General features: G+C 71.3%; 20 protein-coding genes. 11 read left to right on the forward strand and 9 right to left on the reverse strand.

Features of this window, described 5'->3' with window-relative positions; translation table 11 throughout:
- Window positions 1-91: 91 nt before the first annotated feature.
- From ACIQU6_RS21495 to ACIQU6_RS21510, 4 genes are all read right to left on the reverse strand, one after another.
- Entirely contained in the window at window positions 92-1,111 is a 1,020-nt protein-coding gene (locus tag ACIQU6_RS21495; protein ID WP_403483257.1) for an aldo/keto reductase, read from the reverse strand.
- Between the two features lie 181 nt (window positions 1,112-1,292).
- Window positions 1,293-2,861: a PH domain-containing protein gene (locus ACIQU6_RS21500; protein WP_403483258.1), complete on the reverse strand. Its 1,569-nt coding sequence runs from the start codon at window positions 2,859-2,861 to the stop codon at window positions 1,293-1,295.
- Complete coding sequence (locus ACIQU6_RS21505) at window positions 2,858-3,391, reverse strand: PH domain-containing protein (RefSeq protein ID WP_403483259.1); 534 nt, start codon at window positions 3,389-3,391, stop codon at window positions 2,858-2,860. The genes ACIQU6_RS21500 and ACIQU6_RS21505 overlap by 4 nt, the downstream gene beginning before the upstream one ends.
- Window positions 3,392-3,452: 61 nt before the next feature.
- Window positions 3,453-3,995 (reverse strand): LmbU family transcriptional regulator, encoded by a 543-nt coding sequence (locus ACIQU6_RS21510; protein WP_403483260.1) that lies wholly within the window; start codon window positions 3,993-3,995, stop codon window positions 3,453-3,455.
- A gap of 409 nt (window positions 3,996-4,404) precedes the next feature.
- On the opposite strand from ACIQU6_RS21510, the gene ACIQU6_RS21515 reads away from it, so the two are divergent.
- Window positions 4,405-6,306: a BTAD domain-containing putative transcriptional regulator gene (locus ACIQU6_RS21515; protein WP_403483261.1), complete on the forward strand. Its 1,902-nt coding sequence runs from the start codon at window positions 4,405-4,407 to the stop codon at window positions 6,304-6,306.
- Here the strand turns inward: ACIQU6_RS21515 and ACIQU6_RS21520 are convergent.
- Window positions 6,219-6,455: a hypothetical protein gene (locus ACIQU6_RS21520; RefSeq protein ID WP_403483262.1), complete on the reverse strand. Its 237-nt coding sequence runs from the start codon at window positions 6,453-6,455 to the stop codon at window positions 6,219-6,221. The two genes, ACIQU6_RS21515 and ACIQU6_RS21520, sit on opposite strands and share 88 nt — an antisense overlap.
- 163 nt (window positions 6,456-6,618) lie before the next feature.
- Between ACIQU6_RS21520 and ACIQU6_RS21525 the strand changes: the two genes are divergently transcribed.
- The 5 genes from ACIQU6_RS21525 (at window position 6,619) to ACIQU6_RS21545 (ending at window position 11,832) form a co-directional block, all read left to right on the forward strand.
- Window positions 6,619-7,320 carry a response regulator gene (locus ACIQU6_RS21525; RefSeq protein ID WP_403483263.1) on the forward strand — a complete coding sequence of 234 codons (702 nt, stop codon included), beginning with the start codon at window positions 6,619-6,621 and terminating at the stop codon, window positions 7,318-7,320.
- Between the two features lie 201 nt (window positions 7,321-7,521).
- The gene (locus ACIQU6_RS21530) at window positions 7,522-8,133 is read left to right on the forward strand and encodes an LmbU family transcriptional regulator (protein ID WP_403483264.1); all 612 of its coding nucleotides are present in this window, start codon (window positions 7,522-7,524) and stop codon (window positions 8,131-8,133) included.
- A gap of 205 nt (window positions 8,134-8,338) precedes the next feature.
- Window positions 8,339-9,247, forward strand: a complete 909-nt coding sequence (locus ACIQU6_RS21535) for a glycerophosphodiester phosphodiesterase (RefSeq protein WP_403483265.1) — start codon at window positions 8,339-8,341, stop codon at window positions 9,245-9,247.
- Between the two features lie 340 nt (window positions 9,248-9,587).
- Complete coding sequence (locus ACIQU6_RS21540) at window positions 9,588-10,835, forward strand: acyltransferase family protein (protein ID WP_403483266.1); 1,248 nt, start codon at window positions 9,588-9,590, stop codon at window positions 10,833-10,835.
- Between the two features lie 169 nt (window positions 10,836-11,004).
- Window positions 11,005-11,832 (forward strand): arylamine N-acetyltransferase, encoded by an 828-nt coding sequence (locus tag ACIQU6_RS21545; protein WP_403483267.1) that lies wholly within the window; start codon window positions 11,005-11,007, stop codon window positions 11,830-11,832.
- Between the two features lie 32 nt (window positions 11,833-11,864).
- Here the strand turns inward: ACIQU6_RS21545 and ACIQU6_RS21550 are convergent, their stop codons facing one another.
- From ACIQU6_RS21550 to ACIQU6_RS21565, 4 genes are all read right to left on the reverse strand, one after another.
- On the reverse strand, window positions 11,865-12,320 hold the full coding sequence (locus ACIQU6_RS21550; RefSeq protein WP_403483268.1) for a RidA family protein: 456 nt from the start codon (window positions 12,318-12,320) through the stop codon (window positions 11,865-11,867).
- Window positions 12,317-13,153, reverse strand: coding sequence for a DeoR/GlpR family DNA-binding transcription regulator (locus ACIQU6_RS21555; RefSeq protein ID WP_403483269.1), 837 nt, complete (start codon window positions 13,151-13,153; stop codon window positions 12,317-12,319). The genes ACIQU6_RS21550 and ACIQU6_RS21555 overlap by 4 nt, the downstream gene beginning before the upstream one ends.
- A gap of 131 nt (window positions 13,154-13,284) precedes the next feature.
- A complete protein-coding gene (locus tag ACIQU6_RS21560; protein ID WP_403483270.1) occupies window positions 13,285-13,488 on the reverse strand; it encodes a hypothetical protein in 204 nt (67 codons plus the stop codon).
- Between the two features lie 139 nt (window positions 13,489-13,627).
- Entirely contained in the window at window positions 13,628-15,307 is a 1,680-nt protein-coding gene (locus tag ACIQU6_RS21565) for a bifunctional 3'-5' exonuclease/DNA polymerase (RefSeq protein WP_403483271.1), read from the reverse strand.
- A 325-nt stretch (window positions 15,308-15,632) separates the two neighbouring features.
- On the opposite strand from ACIQU6_RS21565, the gene ACIQU6_RS21570 reads away from it, so the two are divergent.
- The 5 genes from ACIQU6_RS21570 to ACIQU6_RS21590 all read left to right on the forward strand — a co-directional run bounded on the left by ACIQU6_RS21570 (window position 15,633) and on the right by ACIQU6_RS21590 (window position 18,421).
- Window positions 15,633-15,884 (forward strand): chaplin, encoded by a 252-nt coding sequence (locus ACIQU6_RS21570; RefSeq protein WP_403483272.1) that lies wholly within the window; start codon window positions 15,633-15,635, stop codon window positions 15,882-15,884.
- Between the two features lie 249 nt (window positions 15,885-16,133).
- The gene (locus ACIQU6_RS21575) at window positions 16,134-16,550 is read left to right on the forward strand and encodes a rodlin (RefSeq protein ID WP_403483273.1); all 417 of its coding nucleotides are present in this window, start codon (window positions 16,134-16,136) and stop codon (window positions 16,548-16,550) included.
- A 361-nt stretch (window positions 16,551-16,911) separates the two neighbouring features.
- A complete protein-coding gene (locus ACIQU6_RS21580; protein ID WP_403483274.1) occupies window positions 16,912-17,145 on the forward strand; it encodes a chaplin in 234 nt (77 codons plus the stop codon).
- 270 nt (window positions 17,146-17,415) lie between these two features.
- Window positions 17,416-17,715 (forward strand): hypothetical protein, encoded by a 300-nt coding sequence (locus ACIQU6_RS21585; protein WP_403483275.1) that lies wholly within the window; start codon window positions 17,416-17,418, stop codon window positions 17,713-17,715.
- A gap of 292 nt (window positions 17,716-18,007) precedes the next feature.
- Window positions 18,008-18,421, forward strand: a complete 414-nt coding sequence (locus ACIQU6_RS21590) for a rodlin (protein WP_403483276.1) — start codon at window positions 18,008-18,010, stop codon at window positions 18,419-18,421.
- Window positions 18,422-18,807: the final 386 nt, after the last annotated feature.

The raw sequence follows: 18,807 nt of genomic DNA on the forward strand, positions 1-18,807 counted from the left end.
GCCACCCGCTACGACAAGACAGCCGAGTCCTACCAAGCAGCCATCACCCTCGCAGCGCTCCTGATGTGGGCGTGACATTTGAAGACAACTCCTAGTCGGCCGGCCGGGCGTCGGCGGCGTCCGGGGCGTCGGCGGGGCCCGTGCGGTCCTCCCGGAGCCGGTCCCAGTGCATCTCGCCGACGGCCGTCGGCAGGGTGTCGAGCCGGTCCAGCTCCTCGGCGGTGAGCCGCAGTTGGGCCGCGGCCACGTTCTCCTCCAGCCAGCGCAGGTGCCGGGTGCCGGGGATCGGCACGACGTCCGGGCCCTGCGCGAGCGCCCAGGCGATGGCCACTTGGGAGGGCGTGGCACCGTCGTGGTGGGCGGCGATCTCGCGCAGGCCCTCCAGGATCGCCTCGTTGGCGCGCATCGCCTCGGCCCCGAAGCGCGGGTCCCGGACCCGGGAGTCGCCCGCGTCCAACTGCTCGGGGGAGACCCGGCCGGAGAGGAAACCGCGTCCTATGGGCGCGAAGGCGAGGAAGCCCACGCCGTTGCGCCGGCACCACGGCAGGATCTCCCGCTTGCTCCCCGGCGCCCACACCGACAGCTCGTACTGCACCGTGGTGAGCGGGAACACGGCGTGGATCTCGTCGAGTTCGGCACGGGTGGCGTGCGAGATGCCCAGCGCGCGGACCTTGCCCGCGGTGACCAGTTCGCCCAGCGCGCCCCAGGTCTCGGCGAGCGGCACCGCCGGGTCCACGCGGTGCAGTTGGTACAGGTCGATGGTGTCGGTGCGCAGCCGCCGCAGCGAGGCGTCGCAGGCCCGCCGCAGGTGCTCCGGCCGGCCGTCGCGCATGAACCGGCCGTCGGGCCGGGTGACCATCCCGCACTTGGTCGCCACCACCGCCCGGTCCCGGCGCCCGTGCAGCGCCCGACCGATCAACTCCTCGTTGGTGAACGGCCCGTAGACATCGGCGGTGTCGAAGAGGGTGACGCCCAGATCCAGCGCCCGGTGGATGACCCGGACGGATTCGGCGTCGTCCCGCGGACCGGTCTCATAGCCGTAGGACATCGAACTGCAGCCGAGGCCGAGGGCGCTCACGGAAAACCCGTCCGCCAGTTTGATCTCCCACATCTTCTGCGTACTCCAAATATCCGGTGTCGACGATTCGGGCGGCCGGGAAACGAGGGATTTCCGCGGCGCACATCGATAGGGCGCGCATCGATTAGGCGCACATCGCTTTAGGTCCGGGATTGCCACGCCGCCTGGCATCTTTCCGTATCCCGCCGGCGATACGGGAGTTGTCGCCGGGGAATTACTCGACGGGCCCCGCGGAATTGCGCTCCGGCGCCGGCTGGAGAAACTCGGCGAGCAGCTCCGGGGCGGCCTCGTCGGCGAGCGTCATGAACTGTTCCACCGTCATGTCCGGCGCCTGGTAGAAGCGCAGCCCGGCCGCGGTCGGCACGCCCAGGCTCACCAGCCCCCACCAACGCTGCACCAGCGACTGGCGGACCTTCAGGCCCAGTACGGCCTCCCGCGACAGCGCCGCGGTCTCCCGCCGCATGAGGCCGTGCCGCAGCACGAGGTACCGGCCGGCGCAGGTGTGCCCCAGCGTCCGGTAGGCGACCACCGCCAGCACGGCCGCCAGCGGCGCGGCCCCCAGCGGGAGGGTCCAGAGCCACCCGGGCACCACGTGCGTGGCGCCGAGCCAGGCCAACAGGCCGCCGAGCGCGGCGCAGCAGACCGCCGCCCACAGCAGCCGCCGGTACAGCGCGGCGCGCGGATGGCGGCGCAGCGGCTCCTCCAACGGCCGTACCGGGCCCGGCAGTACGAGGGAGGCCACCCGCCGGGCCTCGGCGATCGGGCCGCGCGGCAGGATGCTGCTGGCCGGCTCGCTGGTGAGCGACCAGCTCGCCAGGCCGGTGGCGATCACGGCGGTCTCGGTGAGCCCGATCCAGCGCCAGAACAGCGGTTCGCTCAGGTGGATGCCGCGCAGCCGCCGGTCGTCGCGGTGCACCTCCCGGGTCGACAGCAGGCCCTGCCGGGTGACCAGCGAGGTGCCGTCCTCCTTTGCCCGGCGGACGAGTTGGAAGTGCCAGTTGTCCTTGACGAAGCCGCTGGCCAGGGCGGCGAAGCCGAGCACGGCGACCACCGCGGCCCACAGCGCCCAGCGGCCGGCGCGGCCCGTGGCGAGCCGGTCGATGAGGTGCCCGAGGGCGCCGGTGAGGTCGACGTTGACCAGGGCCAGCAGCCCGTCCAGGCTCCACAGCAGCAGCCCGCCGACGAGCATCCCCCAGATGTTGATGACGTTGTAGAAGATCCAGTACCAGCGCGCCCGGGCGATGACGGTCTCCCGCGCCGCGCCCTCCCGGGCCCCGGCCTCGTCCGGCGCGCCGCCGGGCATCAGCTCGCGGCGCAGCGCGCCCGCCTTCTGCGTGGAGACGGCGTCCAGCCGGAGCGCGGGCCGGGTCCGTCCCGAGCTGATGACGACCACCCGCAGCCCGGCGAGCCGGTGCCGCAGCTTCGCCTTGTGGTCCACCGCCCGGATCCGCTCGCGCGGGACCTGGCGGTAGACCCGCATCAGCCGGCCCGTCTTGATCTCCACCAGCTCGTCGGTGATGCGGTAACGGGTGCGCAGCCACCGCACCACGTCGGCGACGCTGAGGAACATGCCGATGCCGGTCGCCACCATCGCCGGCCACAGGTCCGACAGGTGCCGCCCGGTGCCGAAGAAGACCATCGAGAGCACGGTCGGCAGCGTGGAGAGCACCAGCCGCGCCAGATTGACCCAGATCAGCCGGCCGTCGAGGCGCTGCCAGGGCACGTCGGCGTCGGGCGGCCCGGGCGCGGGAGCGGCGTGCTCCGGGGCGTCCACGGTCGTCATGTCGCGTCCCCCGGGGTGGCCTGGGTGAGCGCGGTGAGCTCCGCGGCGGCGGCCGCCACCACGTCGGCGTCCAGGCCGACGATCTTGACGTGGCCCTCGTGCGACGCGGTGACGACCCGGAGGGTGGCCAGGCCCAGCCACTGCTGGACGGGGCCGCGCGCCACGTCGACGCTCTGGATGCGGGAGATCGGGACGATCCGCCACTCCCGCACCAGCCAGCCCTTGAGCTCGTAGACGGCGAGGTCGGTGCACTCCCAGCGGTGCACGCGGTAACGCCAACCCGGCATCACCGCGCCGGTCACCACGTGCGCGGCCGCCACCGCGACGAGCACCGGACCGACCCAGGTCCGGGACGCCTCCCACAGCCAGTAGGTGATCCCCAGGCCACCGACCACCACGACCATCGACAGGGCGACCCGGATCGTCCACCACCACACCGCCCGCCGCTCCACGCGGTGGCGGGGCGGGCGGAGTTGGGGGTCGCCGGCGCCGGCCGAAAGCGCCAGGGGCGGCACCTTGAGTCCAGTCATGCCGCCATGGTGCCCCGGCTTTCTCGGGAAACGCGATGATGTCGGGCGAATTACCGCGGTATCAGCCGCTGTTGATGGCCGGGGCGGATTTCGAGGCGTCGTCGAGAACCGCGGTGATCCAGGTCAGCAGGTCTTTTCCGGTGTGCAGGGCGGCGGCCTGCCAGAGTTCGCGCTGCCCGTCGTCCGGTTTCATCTTCAACTGCGCCGCGCGCGAGGTGCCGTTGATTTCCTTCCGGGCCCTTACCTGGCGCCGCAGTTCGTTTCGGGACCAGCCGTGTTCGGCGGCCCGGGACAGCCACTGCCCGCGCTCCTCCTGCGGCAGTCCGGCGACCTCGGCGTGGTGTTGGAAACTCAACCGCTCGTGCCGTTCGTGCGGTTCGAAACGGCGGGCGACCCAGGCGTAGTTGCGCAGCGTCTGATAGTCGAGCGAGGTCTGCGCGATGGCGTGTTTGTAGCGGTTGGGGAATTCGGCCTGACCGTAGAGCAGCCAGTCGCCGAGCCACCAGGCGGAGGAGCTGGAAATCTCCTGGAGCTGTCGGCCCAGGCTCCGCCAGGAATCGATGGACATCCCCCGTGGGATGCAGAGGGCGGTTCGCCTCCGCATCGCCCGTCCCGGCGCCGCCGTCAGGTTGGTTCGCGAGTCGTCCCCCTTGGTCGCGACGACCGGGCTCACCGATTTACGCAGAGCACCATCGAGCACTCCCCTCACCGCCTCTCGCTGCGTGGCATTTCGTTAATAGAACACGGCGGGCGCCACTCCCTCCTTGATGGGATCTGGACGCCCTCCAAACGCCCAGGTTGGGTCCGCTGTGCACGGCGGTGGGTAGGGGCGGGGCGCGGCGTTCGGCGTCCCGCCGGCGGGACGGAAACCGGATCGCGGGCCGGATCCGGCAACCGAACCCGCACCATTCGCGCGGCTTGTGCCAAGTCCTGCCGGTAGATAAGGGCGTGCACCGGAGCGCGTCTATTGCTGGGCTATGATCACGCCGGAGGGGAGTAGGAGGGGGAAACGCATGCCTGCCTCTCTGACCGCAACACTTCTCGGCCCCGTATTGGCGATACGGGACGGAAGCCGTCTGGAGCTCGGGTCGCCGACCCAGCGGACGATCTTCGCCGTGCTCGCCACGCACGCCAACCGCACCGTCAGCCGGGACGAGTTGGTGGAGGCGATCTGGGGCGACAACGCCCCGGCGACGGCCGTCAACAGCGTCTACACCTATGTCTCGCGACTGCGGAACTCCCTGCGGCCCAAGGGTCGCGGCGACCAGGCGGAGTTACTGGTCTCGGACCGCTCCGGCTACACGCTGCGCGTCGCACCCGAGGGGGTGGACGTCCAGCGGTTCGGCGCCGCCCTCGCCACCGCGCGGGCGCTGCGCGCCGAACAGGCCGCGCCCCGGGCGGTCCGGGAGCTCCAGGGGGCGTTGGCCCTGTGGCGCGGCACCCCGTACGAGGGCGCGATCGGCCCCTTCGTGCACGCCGAGCGCGCCCGGCTGGCCGAGGCCCGCCTGTTGGCGCTGGAGGACCGCGCCGAGCTGATGATGGAACTGGGCCGCCCGGTCGCCCTGGTCGGCGAGCTCTCCGCCCTGGTCCACCACCACCCCCTACGGGAGCGCCTGCGCTACCTGTTGATGCGCGCCTACGTCGAACTCGGTTGGCACGCCGACGCGATCAGGGAGTACCACGCCCTGCGCAAGCTGCTGGTCGAGGAGCAGGGCATGGAACCGGGCGCCCAGTTGCGGACGTTGTACGAGCGGGTGCTGCGCGGCGAGGCCGGCACCGCGCCGGCGCCCGAGCCCCCGGCGCCCGCCGCGGACCGCCGGCCGCCGGGAGCGCTCTCCCAACTCGTCCGGGACGTCCCGGGTTTCACCGGCCGGACCGCCGAGCTCGCGCGGCTCGACCGGCTGGCGGAGGAGGCGGCCGCCGAACCCACGCTGCTGTTGGTCACCGGCGGCCCCGGAGTGGGCAAGACCGCGCTGGCCACCCGCTTCGCCCACGCCAGCGCCCACCGCTACCCGGACGGCCAACTCCACGTCGATCTGCACGCGGTCGGCACCCGCGCGCGCAAGACGCCCGAGGCCGCCATCCGCCACCTGGTCGCGGCCATGGGCCAGCCCCCGCCGTCCGAGAGCATCGACGCCCGGGCGGCCTACCGCAGCCTGGTCGCCGACCGTCGGCTGCTGATCGTCCTGGACAACGCGGCCAGCGCCGAGCAGGTCCGCGCGCTGCTCCCGGGCACGCCGTCCTCCCTGGTGGTCGTCACCAGCCGAAACGGCCTCGCGGGGCTGATCGCCAGGGACGGCGCGCGCCGGATCGTGCTGCGGGGGATCGGCGAGGAGGACGGCCTCCGGCTGTTCAGCCGGATCGTGGGCGAGCCGTTCACCGCCCGCCACCGCCCCGCCGTGCAACGGCTCGTGGCCGCCTGCGGCGGCATGCCGCTGGCGCTGCGCATCGCCGCGACGCGGATCAAGGTCGCGCCCTCGCCCGACGACGCGCTCGCCTGCTTCGAGGACGGCGACCCGGTCGACTTCCTGGAGCTGCCCGGCGACCGCGAGTCCTCGCTGAGCACCGTCATCGGCTGGTCCTACGCCGCGCTCCCGCCCGAGGCCGCGCACGTCCTGATCGCGCTCGGCATGCAGGACGCGCACGTCGTCACGGTGCCGCTGGCCACCGCGCTCAGCGGTCTGGACCGGGCGGAGTGCCACTACGCCCTGCACGCCCTCGTCGACGCCGGCCTGCTGCACGAAGTGGCCGCCGACCGCTTCCGTTTGGACAACCTGATTCTCGCCTACGCGCAGTGGCTGGGGAAGCCGAAGGGCCTGGTTCCCCGTCAACGCACCGCCGTCTGCGCGCGATTAGCCACGATCACCAGGATCGACCCGAGCACCGAGAGCGAGAGGTTGCAGATGATCTCGTAGCCTTGGAGCGGCGCGACGTGCGGGATGACGTAGCGGTTGACGAAGTTGAGCACCGGACTCAGGAAGGGTTGGGTGGCCAACTGGTCGACGGTGCCGCTGATTCCGGCGACGACCAGGAAGAGCCCGAGGAGCTGCACCAGCTTTGCCATGCGGCCACGCTAGGCGGCCGCGGCCGGCGGGCGGATCGGCCATCGGTACCCCGGGCGGCGACCGAAGTGCCACCGTCCGGGCGCCGCGGCCGACCAAAGTACCCACCTGCGGCCGACTTCGGTCCCGACCGGCCGCTCAGGGGGCACCGGTTACCCTGACCGCATGACCCCAGCCGAGTCCGCCACGGTGGCTTCCTCCACGGTCGACGTGCTGATCGTCGATGACGATCCGCTGGTTCGCGCGGGCCTGTCGGTGATGCTGGGCGGCGCTCCGGACCTCCGCGTCGTCGCCGAGGCCGGCGACGGGGCCGAGGCGATCGGACTGGTCCGGCAGCACCGTCCGCACGTGGTCCTGATGGACGTGCGGATGCCGGTCATGGACGGGCTGGCCGCCACGGAGGCGCTGCGGGCCCTGGACGACGCCCCCGAGGTCCTCGTCCTGACGACGTTCGACGCCGACGAGTACGTGCTGCGCGCGCTGCGCGCCGGCGCCGCGGGGTTCGCGCTGAAGGACACCCCGCCACCGGAGATCGTCGCGGCCATCCGGCGGGTGGCCCAGGGCCAGCCGGTGCTCTCGCCGGCGGTCACCCAGCGGCTGATCGACCAGGTGGTCTCGGCGCCGGACCACTCGCGGCGCCGCCGGGCGGCCGCCGAGCGGCTGGCGCTGCTCAACGACCGCGAGCGCGCGGTGGCGCTCGGCGTCGGCCAGGGAAAGTCCAACGCCGAGATCGGCGCCGCGCTCTATCTCGGCGTTTCCACGGTCAAAACGCATGTCTCCGCCGTCCTCACCAAACTCGGCCTCAACAACCGCGTCCAGGTGGCGCTGTTGGTGCAGGACGCCGGCGAGTTGGACGACCACCGCTGAGCGGAATGACGCCTTCGGCACGGAGGCCGGGAAGGCGCCCTACAGAACGCGTCAAGGAAACCCGGAAGTTAAAGAACGGGTATAGACAGGGCTCGGCCGTGGCTGGATAGTGGTGCCTGCGATCAGTCGTCAACTGACTAAGCACGACAGAGGCAGTTCATCATGGGGGAAATGCATGTACGGGCTCGTTCCCGTGCAACGATGCCGGCCGCGCCGAAAGGCGCGGGCAAGCTGTCAAGGTCCGCGGAGAAGGCCACCGCGCGCCGCACGACGCTTGAATTGCCGTCCGGTATTTCGTTGGACGATTGGCAAAGAATAGGCAAACAGCTCTATGTGGCCGCGGATTCCTCGGCCTGGTGGCTCGGTGACTGGCTCATCTACGGCCGGTCCGCCTATCCGGACCGCTATCAGCGGGCCGTCGAGGAAACCCAGCTCGATTACCAGACGCTGCGCAACTACGCCTGGGTGGCCCGGCGCTTTTCGCCGCTGCGCCGCCGTTCGGGACTGAGTTTCCAGCACCACGCCGAACTGGCCAGCCTGCCGGAAAGCGAGCAGGACTACTGGCTGGACCGCGCGGAGCGGCTCAGTTGGTCGAGGAACTTCCTGCGCGCCCGCGTCAGGGCGGCCCGCGAGGGCCGCCCCGACGACCTGGTCGCCCAGGACGCCGAGCGCATCACCCTGCGGATCCAGGTGAACGTCTCGCGGGACCGCCGCCTGCGCTGGGCCCAGGCCGCGGCCGACGCCGACCAGGACCTTCAGGGCTGGGCGATGTCGATCCTCGACTACGCCGCCGCCGCGGCCCTGAAGGAGTAACGCCGCCAAGGGCCCGCCCGACCTCCACGGCACCGTCCCTGAACTGCCCGTACGGCAGAACGGGGGCGGTGCCGTGCGGCGTCGGGGGCCGGTTCCGCCTGGCGGGGGCGCCCGGACGGGGGCAGGGTCGGTGGGCAGGGCTGTGTCGAGCGGCCCGACGCAGAGGCAGTGGCGGCGTCTGTGGCCGAGCGACAGGAGGCTCCCGGTGGTGCGGAGAGCGTTGCGTATCCGGCGGCGGTGGCAGCTCGCCTCGGGCGGGTTGGCGTTCCTGGTGACGGCGACGATCGCGTCGTCCGCGCTGGCGTCGGGCCCGGAGGGCCGTCAGCAACTGGCCACCCGGGGCGGATCGGTGGTGAGCATCCGGGCCGGGCACCGCACCCCGTTCGTGATCGCCCACCGGGGCGCCTCCCGGTACGCGCCGGAGAACACCCTCGCCGCCGTCGACGCGGCGCACCGCCGGGGGCTGGTCTGGGTCGAGAACGACGTGCAGCGGACCAAGGACGGCCGCCTGATCGTGATGCACGACACCACGCTGAACCGCACCACCAACGCCGCCGAGGTCTTCCCGCACCGGGCGCCGTGGCGGGTGCGGGACTTCACCGCGGCCGAGATCGCGCGGCTGGACGCCGGCAGGTGGTTCGGGAAGCGGTTCGCCGGCGTGCGGGTGCCCACGCTGACCGACTATCTGCGCCGGCTCGACCACAACCACCAGGGGTTGTTGCTGGAACTCAAGGTGCCCGAGCAGTATCCGGGAATCGAGGCGCAGGCCCTGAGCGAACTGCGCGCGCGGGGCTGGCTGGACCACACCCACCTCCGTCAGCGGCTGGTGATCCAGAGCTTCTGCGTGCGCTGCGTGAAGCGGGTGCACAAGCTGATGCCGCAGGTGCGGACGGGGATCCTGGGACGGCCGTCGATCGGCAAGCTACGGCGCTACGCGCGCTTCGCCGACGAGATCAACCCCCGGATGTCCCAGGTCAGTTCGCGATGGGCGCGCGCCGTGCACCGGCTGCGCGGGCCGCACGGCCAACGGTTGGAGATCTACGCGTGGGACGTGGGCGCGGACGCCAGCGTGCGGGCGGTCCGGACCCGGGCCGTGGAAGGCGTCATCGACTGACCGCCGCGCGCGGTCGACACGGCTGACGGCCTGTCGGATCCGCTGCTCCGTACCGGAGTTGGGGCTGTTCGTCCCTGTCTTTCGGGTGTCGTCTTCTGCTCGTATTTTGCGGCATTTTGCCCGGGTCGACGGCGGAGTGATGCGGTATTTCGGCGCGAAGCGCGGGCGCGGCGGGGCGGGATTTACGGGATTCCGCCGCCGCGGCTATGGTGCCTGGGATGTTCGACGCCACGACCCCCGTAAATCAAGTAAGACGCCGGATCCGGCTTTTGGGTTCCGTTGCGGGGCCCGGTGCGTCTCGGCGTCCGGCTCCTCCGGCAGACGCGATCCGGGAGGACCGTTGACCGACGAGATTCCGGCGTACGGCGAGCGGCGGGTCCCGCTGCCCCGGCAACTGCCCAAGGACGCGGACCGCGCAGCGGGCGCGGAGGGCCCGGGCACCTCGACGGCCACGCTCTCCGCGGTGACCGCACCGCCCGCCGGGGCGTCCCCGGAGGCGACGGACGGGAGCGGTCGCGAACGGGCCGAGCGGCGCGCGGACACGGCGGCGACCGGCGGCGGGGCCGCGTCCCGCGACGCCTTCTTCGACAACGCCAAGTACCTGGCCATCGTGTTGGTGGCGATGGGCCACTCCTGGGAGCCGTTGCGCCACGGCAGCCGGTCCGCGGCGGCGCTCTACCTCACCGTCTACGCCTTCCACATGCCGGCGTTCATCATCATCTCCGGCTACTTCTCGCGCAGTTTCGACCTGCGCAGGGACCGGTTGCAGCGGCTGATCACCGGCGTCGCGGTCCCGTACGTGCTCTTCGAGGTGGCCTACGCCTTCTTCAAACGCTGGGCGGACGACGACCCGGGGCATCCGATCAGCCTGCTGTCGCCCTGGTACCTGACGTGGTTCCTGATTGCGCTGTTCATCTGGCGGCTGACCACCCCGCTGTGGCGGATCGTGCGCTGGCCGCTGCCGCTTGCGCTGACCGTCGCGGTCCTGGCGTCCTTCTCGCCGGAGATCGGCGACGACCTCAACCTCCAACGGGTGCTCCAGTTCCTGCCGTTCTTCGTGCTGGGGCTCAACCTGCGGTCGGAGCACTTCGCATGGGTCCGCCGCCGCCCGGTGCGGATCGCCGCGCTGCCGATCGCCGCGGGCGCGCTGGCCTTCGCCTACTGGGCCGCGCCGCGGATGAACGCCGCCTGGTTCTACCACCGGGACAGCGCACAGGAGTTGGGCGCCCCCTGGTGGAGCGGCCCGGTGATGACGTTCGCCATGTTCGGCTGCTCGCTGGTGCTGGTGGTCTGCTTCTTCGCCTGGGTGCCGGGCCGCCGGACGTGGTTCACGGTGCTGGGCGCCGGCACCCTCTACGGCTATCTGCTGCACGGCTTCCTGGCCAAGGGGTCGCGCTTCTGGGGCTGGTACCACCACCACTGGATCCACACGCCGTGGGGCCAGGCGCTGGTGACGCTGCTCGCCGGCACGATCGTCACGCTGCTGTGCACCCCACCGGTGCAGCGGATCTTCCGGTTCGCCGTGGAGCCCAGGATGAGCTGGGCCTTCAAGCCCGATCCGGCGGACGGGGCGCGCGGGCGACGGTGACGGACGGCGGGCCGACCCGCGGCGCGGCGCCGGCCCCCGGGTCGGTCGCGGGTCCTAGGTCCCCTCGCCGCCGGGCCTGGTCCCGACAGCCGATCCGCCCCGTCGCGGCCGCCTCCTATGCTCCTTGACGGCCCTGCACCGGCGGGCCACGACGAACGGGGAGCGCACCATGACCGCAACCACCTGGGGCGGCGAACAGCTCGATCTGGACGCCTACCTGGCGCGCGTCGGCTACGACGGCGACCGCCGGCCGAACCTGACGACGCTGCGGCAGCTGCACGCCGCGCACGGCGCCGCCATCGGCTTCGAGAACCTGGAGATCGTGCTGGGCCGCCCGATCCTGCTCGACCTGGACTCCCTCCAGGCCAAGATGGTCCGGCAGCGGCGCGGTGGCTACTGCTACGAGCAGAACCTCCTCTACGCGGCCGCGCTGGAGCGGCTCGGCTTCCGGGTGTCCGGGCTCGGCGCCCGGATCCGGATGGGCGAGGACAAGGTGCGGGCGGTCACCCACGCCCTGCTGCGGGTGGAGCTGGACGGCGAGGACTGGATCACCGACGTCGGCTTCGGCGGCGAGGCGCTGCTCGCGCCGCTCCCGTTGCGGGACGGCGTCGAGGAACGGCAGGGCGCCTGGACCTTCGGCCTGGCCTACGAGAAGGAGACCGCGTCCTGGGTGCTGCGCTCGCGCCACGAGGACGGCTGGTTCGACCTGTACTCCTTCGGGACCGAACCGCGCTTCGCGGTCGACTACGCCGTCTTCAACCACTACATCTCGACCCACCCGCGGTCCCCGTTCACCGGCAGGATCGTGGTGCAGAAGCCGGGGCTCGCGGAGCGCCGGACGCTGGTCGGCCGGGAACTGTCCCGGGTCGGCGCCGACTGGTCGCGCGAGGCGCGCGAGGTCGCCCCCGAGGAGATCCCGGGCCTGCTGGCCAGCGACTTCGGGATCACGCTCACCCCGGCGGACGCCGAGGCGCTGGTGGCGACGTACCAGGAATGAGCGGGGCCGGGGCCTGGTCCGCCGGAGGCGCCCTAGCGCACCACCGCGATGCCCTCGATCTCCACCAGGGCCGGCTCGTCCCACAGCCGGGCGGCGCCGATCACGGCCATGGCCGGGAAGTCCGTGCCGACCAGGCGCTTCCACACCCGGCCGAGCTCCCTGGCGTGCCGGCGGTAGTCGGCCACGTCGACCGCGAAGACGGTGAGCTTGACCAGGTCGGACGGGCCGGCGCCGGCGGCGGCCGCCACGTCGAGGAGGTTGCCCAGCGCCCGCTCGAACTGCTCGACGATGCCGTCCCCGACGATCCGGCCGGCGCCGTCGAGGGCGGTCTGCCCGGCGAGGAAGACCAGGGTGCCGGGGGCGGTGACGCGGACGGCGTGGCTGAATCCGGTCGGTGGCGCGAGATGCGGCGGATTGACCCGCTCCAGGTCGCGGCTCCCCGCGCCCCCAATCCCCTCGGCGCTGCCCCGCTCCTCGTCCGCGCTCATCCCCGCCGACTCCCCTCCGCCGCCAACTCGTACCGCACTCCCAGGGATTGAAGCGCGTCCCGCTCCTCCTGGGGAAGGCGTTCATCGGAGATGACGAGATCGAAGTCGGCCAGCGGCGCCAGCTCGTAGAGCGCCTGACGGCCGAACTTGGAGTGGTCCACGAGCAGCACCTTGCGCCGGGCGGCGGCCATCAGCGCGCGCTTGACCAGGACGTTCTCCTGCGCCTGGTGGTAGCAGTGGCCGTTGTCGACCGCCGAGGTGGACAGGAAGGCGATGTCCGCGCGGAAGCTGCGGGCGATGTCGGCGGTGGACATGCCCAGGAAGGCGTTGAACGCCGCGTGGTACTCGCCGCCCAGCGCGATGACCCGGATGTCCGGCTCCTCCGCCAGCTCGTTGATGACCTGGAGGGAGTTGGTGATCACGGTGAACGCGCCGCGCGCGGAGAGCGAACGGGCCAGCGGCAGCGCCGTACTGGAGTCGTCGATGATCACCGCCTGACCCGGCTCGGCCATCGCCAGCGCGGCCGCGCAGATCGCCTCCTTCGCCGCCACCTGCTCGTTGCCGCGCCAGCGCGCGGTGGACTCGAAGAGCGCGCTGGGGGTAGCCGTGGCCCCGCCGCGCACCTTGCGCAGCCAGCCCTGGTGCTCCAGCGCGTCCAGGTCGCGGTGCACCGTCATCTGGCTGACGCCGAGCTCCTGGACCAGGTCCTCGATGGTCACCTGGCCCTCGGCCAGCACCCGGTCGGTGATCCGCTTGCGGCGGTCCTTGGGGCTCAACTTGGTGACCGGCGCCTCGCCCGCGACCGGGGCGTCGGCCCCTTCGGTGTCGGTCAACGCTGTCCCTTCGCGACTCGGATGGCGGCCGTCCGCCTGCGGACGGCTCCCTACCCGGCGAGTTTAGGGCGTCACCGCGCCGCGGCGACCGCGGTCTCCGGCTCCCCGTGCCCCGTGCCCGCGCCGAGCCGCTACGCGCCCGGCTCGGCGTCCGCCCGGTCCGACTCGTCGGCGCCCCGGTACGCGACGGCCACGGTGACGGCGGGCGGTTCGCGGCAGGGCACGGAACCGCTCCCGGTGGCCGCGATGTCCCGATACGGATCGGTGAACGGTGGCAACGTGCCGACATACGGGCCGAGTTCGGGATGCCCGTCCACTCCGGGCGGGACCGGCACGGTGGCCGCCTCCCCTCTGTCGACCCGCTGACGCGCCGGGGCACGGGACCGCGCCGGACCACGCCGATACACCGCCCGCCGCCCCGTGCGCACCGCACGCCCCACCACCCCACACACGACAACAGGCGTCACCCGGACCTCACTTGGCATCCGCATAGCACTCCACCACCGCCGTGGTGAACGGGAACCGCACCGGCGTCGGGCCGAAGGCGATCCGGCCCGCGGTGGCGGCCGCCGTCGCGATGGCCTCGGCGACCGTGGCGGCCTCGTCCTCGGGGCAGTGCACGATCACCTCGTCGTGCTGGAAGAACACCAGTTCAGCACGGAGGCCCGCGCGGGCCATCGCATGGCGCAGCGCACCCAGCACCAGCAGCGCCCAGTCGGCGGCGCTGCCCTGCACCACGAAGTTGCGGGTGAAGCGGCCGCGGGCACGGGTCGCCGAGGTGCCGCCGTGGCCGCCGGGCCGCTCCTCCTCCTGGGGCAGGCCGGCCTCGTCGGGCGGTGCCATCGAGACGGGCGGGCAGGTGCGGCCCAGCCAGGTGCGCACCAGGCGGCCCTCCTCGCCGGCCCGGGCCGCGTCGTCGACGTAGGCCACCGCGGCCGGGTAGCGGCGGCGCAGATCGGCCAGGTGCTGGAGGGCGTCGCCGGACGTCTGGCCGTAAATGGCGCCCAGCAGCGCCAACTTGGCCTGTTCGCGGTCGCCGCCGAAGGCGCGGGCGGCCAGATCCGCGTAGAGGTCCGCGCCGGTGCCGGCCACCTCCATCAGGCCCCGGTCGCGGGAGACCGCGGCCAGCACCCGCGGCTCCATCTGGTCCACGTCGGCGACCACCAGGCGCCACCCCGGGTCGGCGCGCACCGCCCGCCGGACCACCTTGGGGATCTGGAGGGCGCCGCCGCCGTTGGTCGTCCAGCGCCCGGAGACCGTGCCGCCGGGGAGGTACTCGGGGCGGAACCGGCCGTCGTGCACCCACTGTTGGAGCCAGGACCAGCCGTGGGCGGTGTAGAGGCGGTAGAGCGATTTGTACGCCAGCAACGGGGCCACGGCCGGGTGGTCGATCCGCTGGAGCTCCCACTTCCGGGTCGACGAAAGCGGGATCCCGGCGCCGGCGAAGGCGCGGATGATGTCGCCCGCCAGGTCGGGCCGGACCCGCACGCCCTCCCCGAAGGCCCGCGACACCTCGTCGGCCAGCTCCGCCATGCGGCGCGGCTCCAGCCCACCGGGAAACCGCTCGCCGAGCAGCTCGTCCAGCAGCGCGCGGTGCACGTCGGCCCGCCAGGGGATCCCGGTCCGGGACATCTCGGTGGCGACCAGCATGCCCGCCGACTCGGAGGCCAGCAGCAGCCGCATCCGGTCCGGGTGTTCGGCCCGCGCCGTACGGGCCAACTGGCCGGCGTAGACCTCCAGGAGCGCGCCGAACTCGTCGGTGCCGGACGGCAGCGGAACCGGACCCGGCTCGAACAGGGACGGCTGGGTCTCCGCGGCCCGCGCGGGCGCGTCCGCCGGTACCGGCAGGCCGTGCAGCCGCGCCCAGGCGGCCGCCAGCGAGCGCGGCTGGCCCGACTGTCCCTCCTCATGGCCGATCAGCAGCGCCTCGGCGGCCTCCACGTCGTAGCACCGCTCGACCCGGACGCCGGCCGCCAGCAGCCGCCGGTAGATCTCGCCCGTCGACCGCCACACCCACCGCTCGACCTCGGGCCGCGACCGCACCGCCTCGGCCAGCGAGGGCTCCCGCACCACCGGCCCCGCCGGCCGCCCGTCCTGGGCGAGCGGGCAGAGACGCGCACCCCCGTCGCCCGTCTCCGCCACCGCCCATCTCATGCTTCCGAGTCTCCCAGGAGGGTCTGACAACGCCCCGCCCCGCGCCCCCCCCGCCGCGACGTTCCGTGCGCGCCCGGGCACGGACAATCGCCGGCGGACGCGCCCCGACGTGCCACGATGACGGGACGAGGACCGCCGGCCCCAACGGCCGGCCGCCCCGCACCCACGGAGCCCGCCGCGGCCACCACGGGCGCCCCGTATGGCAGTTGTGATCAACCATCACCCGTTTGGCCCGCTACTTTTGCCCGCTTTGTGGCGTTGAACTGCTTGTCGCTCCAGGCGGCGCGCACAGAAACCTGAATGCTGCTCAGTAAAGAGGTTCACCGTGAAGTTTGTCTCCAAGGCCGTCGTTCTGTCCGCCGCCGCGGGCATCGCCGTCGTGGGAGGGGCCGCCATGGCCAGCGCCCATGACCACGGGGGCGCCAGGGCCGCCGGCGGTGCCGTGGGTTCGCCCGGTGTGATCTCCGGCAACCTGATCCAGGTGCCGATCCAGGTCCCGGTCAACGTGTGCGGCAACACCGTCGACGTCGTCGGACTGCTCAACCCGGCCTTCGGCAACATCTGCGTCAACAAGTAAGCACCCAAAGGCGCTTGAGGCCCGTCCCGGAAAGGGGCGGGCCTTTCATATGTCTAATTCCCGTACCGCACAACGACGTTACGCATTCCTGCGTACCGCACCTCCTTTCGCACGCGCGCCGTCGTCCGGATGCGGTGATATGTGTCTATGGTTGCGCGGCATTGGGGTGAACCCGCGAAACCGCACCCCCATAAGCGAGTTGACCAGTGCGCTCCGGATACGGGCACTCTGCTTCCAGAAGGGTCAACAGTGTTCAAGAAGGTCCTGGCCACGACGACAGTGGCCGCTTCCATGGTGGGCGTCTCCGCGATGGTCGCCCCTCAGGCGATGGCGGTCGGCAACCATCACCACCACGGCACCTCCACGGTCAACGGCAACGGCTCCAAGGCCGCGTTCGGCAACTCCACCACGCGCGGCAAGATGAGCCCGCAGCTGGAGCTCGTCTCCGGGTCGCTGAACAAGCTCTGCGTCGGCATTCCGGCGAAGGCCGACGTCCAGTCCCTGGTCGCTCTGCTCAACGTCGGTGTCCAGGACATCCCGGTCCTGTCCTCGCCGCAGAACCAGCAGTGCGCCGAGAACTCCACCCAGGCCAAGGGCGACGAGGCGCTGTCGCACATCCTGGACGACATCCCGCTCCTCTCGGCCAACGGCGTCCACAACCGCTGAGCCGGTCACCTGCCGCAGGCCCGGACCGCCGGCCGTCGCGCCCGGACGGCCCCGGGCCTGCGGCACTGCCTGACGAATCGCAGGGCCGGTAATTCTCGTTTCCCTTGTCGGCGGGAATTCGTATTCGACGGGCGCCGCGCCCGCTCGAACGACGGTGTTGTTTCCGCCTTATATGTGCGGCGGGTCTCCAGGAATACCTCTGCGGCATTCGGGCGATTCCTCCGAAAACTTCTCCGTGAGAGTTTCGCCGGCGAGGAGAAATCGTTACCAATATCGATGGCGGAGTTACGGGCGGCAGATCCGCGCCCGTGCGACACGACGGTCGTGTGCGCTTCGGACCCCGCTGCAGGAAGGGCTGAAAGTGAAGTACGCAAAGGTCGCAGCCGTCACTGCAGGAACGCTCATGGTGGTGGGTGCCGCTGCGCCGGCATTCGCCGACGCGGGCGCCAAGGGCGGGACCAAGGGCTCCCCGGGCGTCATCTCGGGCAACGCCGTCCAGGTCCCGATCCACGTCCCGATCAACCTGTGCGGCAACTCCGTCAACGTCATCGGTCTGCTGAACCCGGCGTTCGGTAACCACTGCCTCAACCACTGACCGGAGAAATTCGAGCCGTGTCGTTGTGGCCGGCCCCGGCTCGCCTTCGTCGCGCGTCGGGGCCGACGGCTTCCGGCCCTTTGTGGCCGTGCCTTCGACGGTCCGGCCTTTTTCCGGCGGCGTATCCGAAGAATCGGAACGCATGAGTTTCTCCGGGCGGTGGTGCTCGTTAGGCAGAGGGAAAGCGGTGATCCGAGCAGCGAAGTGATTGCTCGCGCGGCACTGGTGCCGCGATCCCATCGAGCACCGCACCAGAAGGGACAGTTGGAAGTGAAGTACGCGAAGTCTGCCGCGGCTGTTGCCGGTTCCGTCATGGCGCTGGGCGCGGCGGTGCCCGCTTTCGCTGTCGAAGCCGGTTCGCCCAACACGACCTCCCCGAACATGAGCCTCAACGGCGGGCTGGTGGACGCGTTGCACAACAAGCAGTTGGACAGCCGCCAGGTCACGCCGCTGGTCAACACGGTCCGGGGCGCGGAGAAGACCGTCGGGCACCCCAAGCAGCTTCTTCGTGGCGCCACGGGGGCCACCAAGGAGGTCCCGCTGCTGGGCGGTCGGCCGCTCGGCAAGTAACGGGTCGGGGCGGCGTCTTCTTCTGTCCCGCGGGATCGCCCGCGGAGTTCGGTGCGGCCGTGTGAAGCCTCAGCCGCCGGATCGTAAACGTGCCAACTGACCGTTGTCGGCGGTCGGTTGGGCGGTCCGGATGGTGGATCACGGCCGCGCGTCTTCCGGACGGGATACCTGATCGGAAAAAGAAAGATCAGGGTGCCAGCTCATTTGAGTGAATGAGCACAACCAAATGCGCCCTTGCGGGTTGGGTCAGATTGCCCGATCCAAGGGCATCCCGAAACACGAAGGATCGACAATGATCAAGAAGGCTCTGGCAACCGCAGCCGCGGCTGCGTCCATTGTCGGGGTGGCCGCAGCCGCCGCTCCCCAGGCGATGGCCACGGGTAACCATCACCACGGCACGTCGACTGTCAACGGAAATGGTTCCAAGCAGGTCTACGGGAACTCCACCACCTACGGTTACATGAGCCCGCAGATCGGTCTGATCCAGGGCTCGCTCAACAAGCCCTGCATCGCTCTTCCGGTGAAGGGCGACGTCCAGTCCCTGGTCGCGCTGGTCAATGTCGGTGTCCAGGACATTCCGATCCTGTCCTCGCCGCAGAACCAGCAGTGCACCGAGAACTCCACCCAGGCCAAGGGTGACGAGGCGCTGTCGCACATCCTGGACGACATCCCGATCTTCTCCGGGAACGGCAAGCACAACCGCTGACCCGGCCAGTGGTGCACCGGGCCGCCCGGAATTTCTTTCCGGACGGCCCGGTTTTTCATTTTCGCCGTCCGTCCGGCTCGTGAATTGTTATTCGCCCGTGACCGTTGTTGGTCCTGGGCAATCGTTGGGCATGGCGTGTGGAGGGACGCATGCCAATGCCTTCGCGAGATTGATGGGGTTGCCAGGGCATTGGCATGACGGCCGGAAATGAGCACAGGGCCCGGGAAGCCTTTTCGTGGTTTCCCGGGCCGCGTGGCGTGCTGTGGGCTCCTTCGGGATCGGATCGCCATCTATTTGGGTGATGGTGCGGAACTCGGGTGCCTGTGGCCTGTTGTTCAAATAGGGCTCCCGTGTCCGGGAGTTCCTTCTCCTGAAGGGTTTAGCGC

The organism is Streptomyces sp. NPDC090442 (assembly GCF_044769405.1).
Classification (GTDB): domain Bacteria; phylum Actinomycetota; class Actinomycetes; order Streptomycetales; family Streptomycetaceae; genus Streptomyces.

What these genes read in the sequence shown, in the direction of transcription:
- ACIQU6_RS21505 (WP_403483259.1), bottom strand. Translation starts at nt 3,391, where the DNA reads ATGACTGGACTCAAGGTGCCGCCCCTGGCGCTTTCGGCCGGCGCCGGC.
- ACIQU6_RS21590 (WP_403483276.1), top strand. Translation starts at nt 18,008, where the DNA reads ATGATCAAGAAGGCTCTGGCAACCGCAGCCGCGGCTGCGTCCATTGTC.
- ACIQU6_RS21545 (WP_403483267.1), top strand. Translation starts at nt 11,005, where the DNA reads ATGACCGCAACCACCTGGGGCGGCGAACAGCTCGATCTGGACGCCTAC.
- ACIQU6_RS21520 (WP_403483262.1), bottom strand. Translation starts at nt 6,455, where the DNA reads ATGGCAAAGCTGGTGCAGCTCCTCGGGCTCTTCCTGGTCGTCGCCGGA.
- ACIQU6_RS21525 (WP_403483263.1), top strand. Translation starts at nt 6,619, where the DNA reads ATGACCCCAGCCGAGTCCGCCACGGTGGCTTCCTCCACGGTCGACGTG.
- ACIQU6_RS21500 (WP_403483258.1), bottom strand. Translation starts at nt 2,861, where the DNA reads ATGACGACCGTGGACGCCCCGGAGCACGCCGCTCCCGCGCCCGGGCCG.
- ACIQU6_RS21530 (WP_403483264.1), top strand. Translation starts at nt 7,522, where the DNA reads ATGCCGGCCGCGCCGAAAGGCGCGGGCAAGCTGTCAAGGTCCGCGGAG.
- ACIQU6_RS21515 (WP_403483261.1), top strand. Translation starts at nt 4,405, where the DNA reads ATGCCTGCCTCTCTGACCGCAACACTTCTCGGCCCCGTATTGGCGATA.
- ACIQU6_RS21550 (WP_403483268.1), bottom strand. Translation starts at nt 12,320, where the DNA reads ATGAGCGCGGACGAGGAGCGGGGCAGCGCCGAGGGGATTGGGGGCGCG.
- ACIQU6_RS21565 (WP_403483271.1), bottom strand. Translation starts at nt 15,307, where the DNA reads ATGAGATGGGCGGTGGCGGAGACGGGCGACGGGGGTGCGCGTCTCTGC.
- ACIQU6_RS21495 (WP_403483257.1), bottom strand. Translation starts at nt 1,111, where the DNA reads ATGTGGGAGATCAAACTGGCGGACGGGTTTTCCGTGAGCGCCCTCGGC.
- ACIQU6_RS21510 (WP_403483260.1), bottom strand. Translation starts at nt 3,995, where the DNA reads ATGCGGAGGCGAACCGCCCTCTGCATCCCACGGGGGATGTCCATCGAT.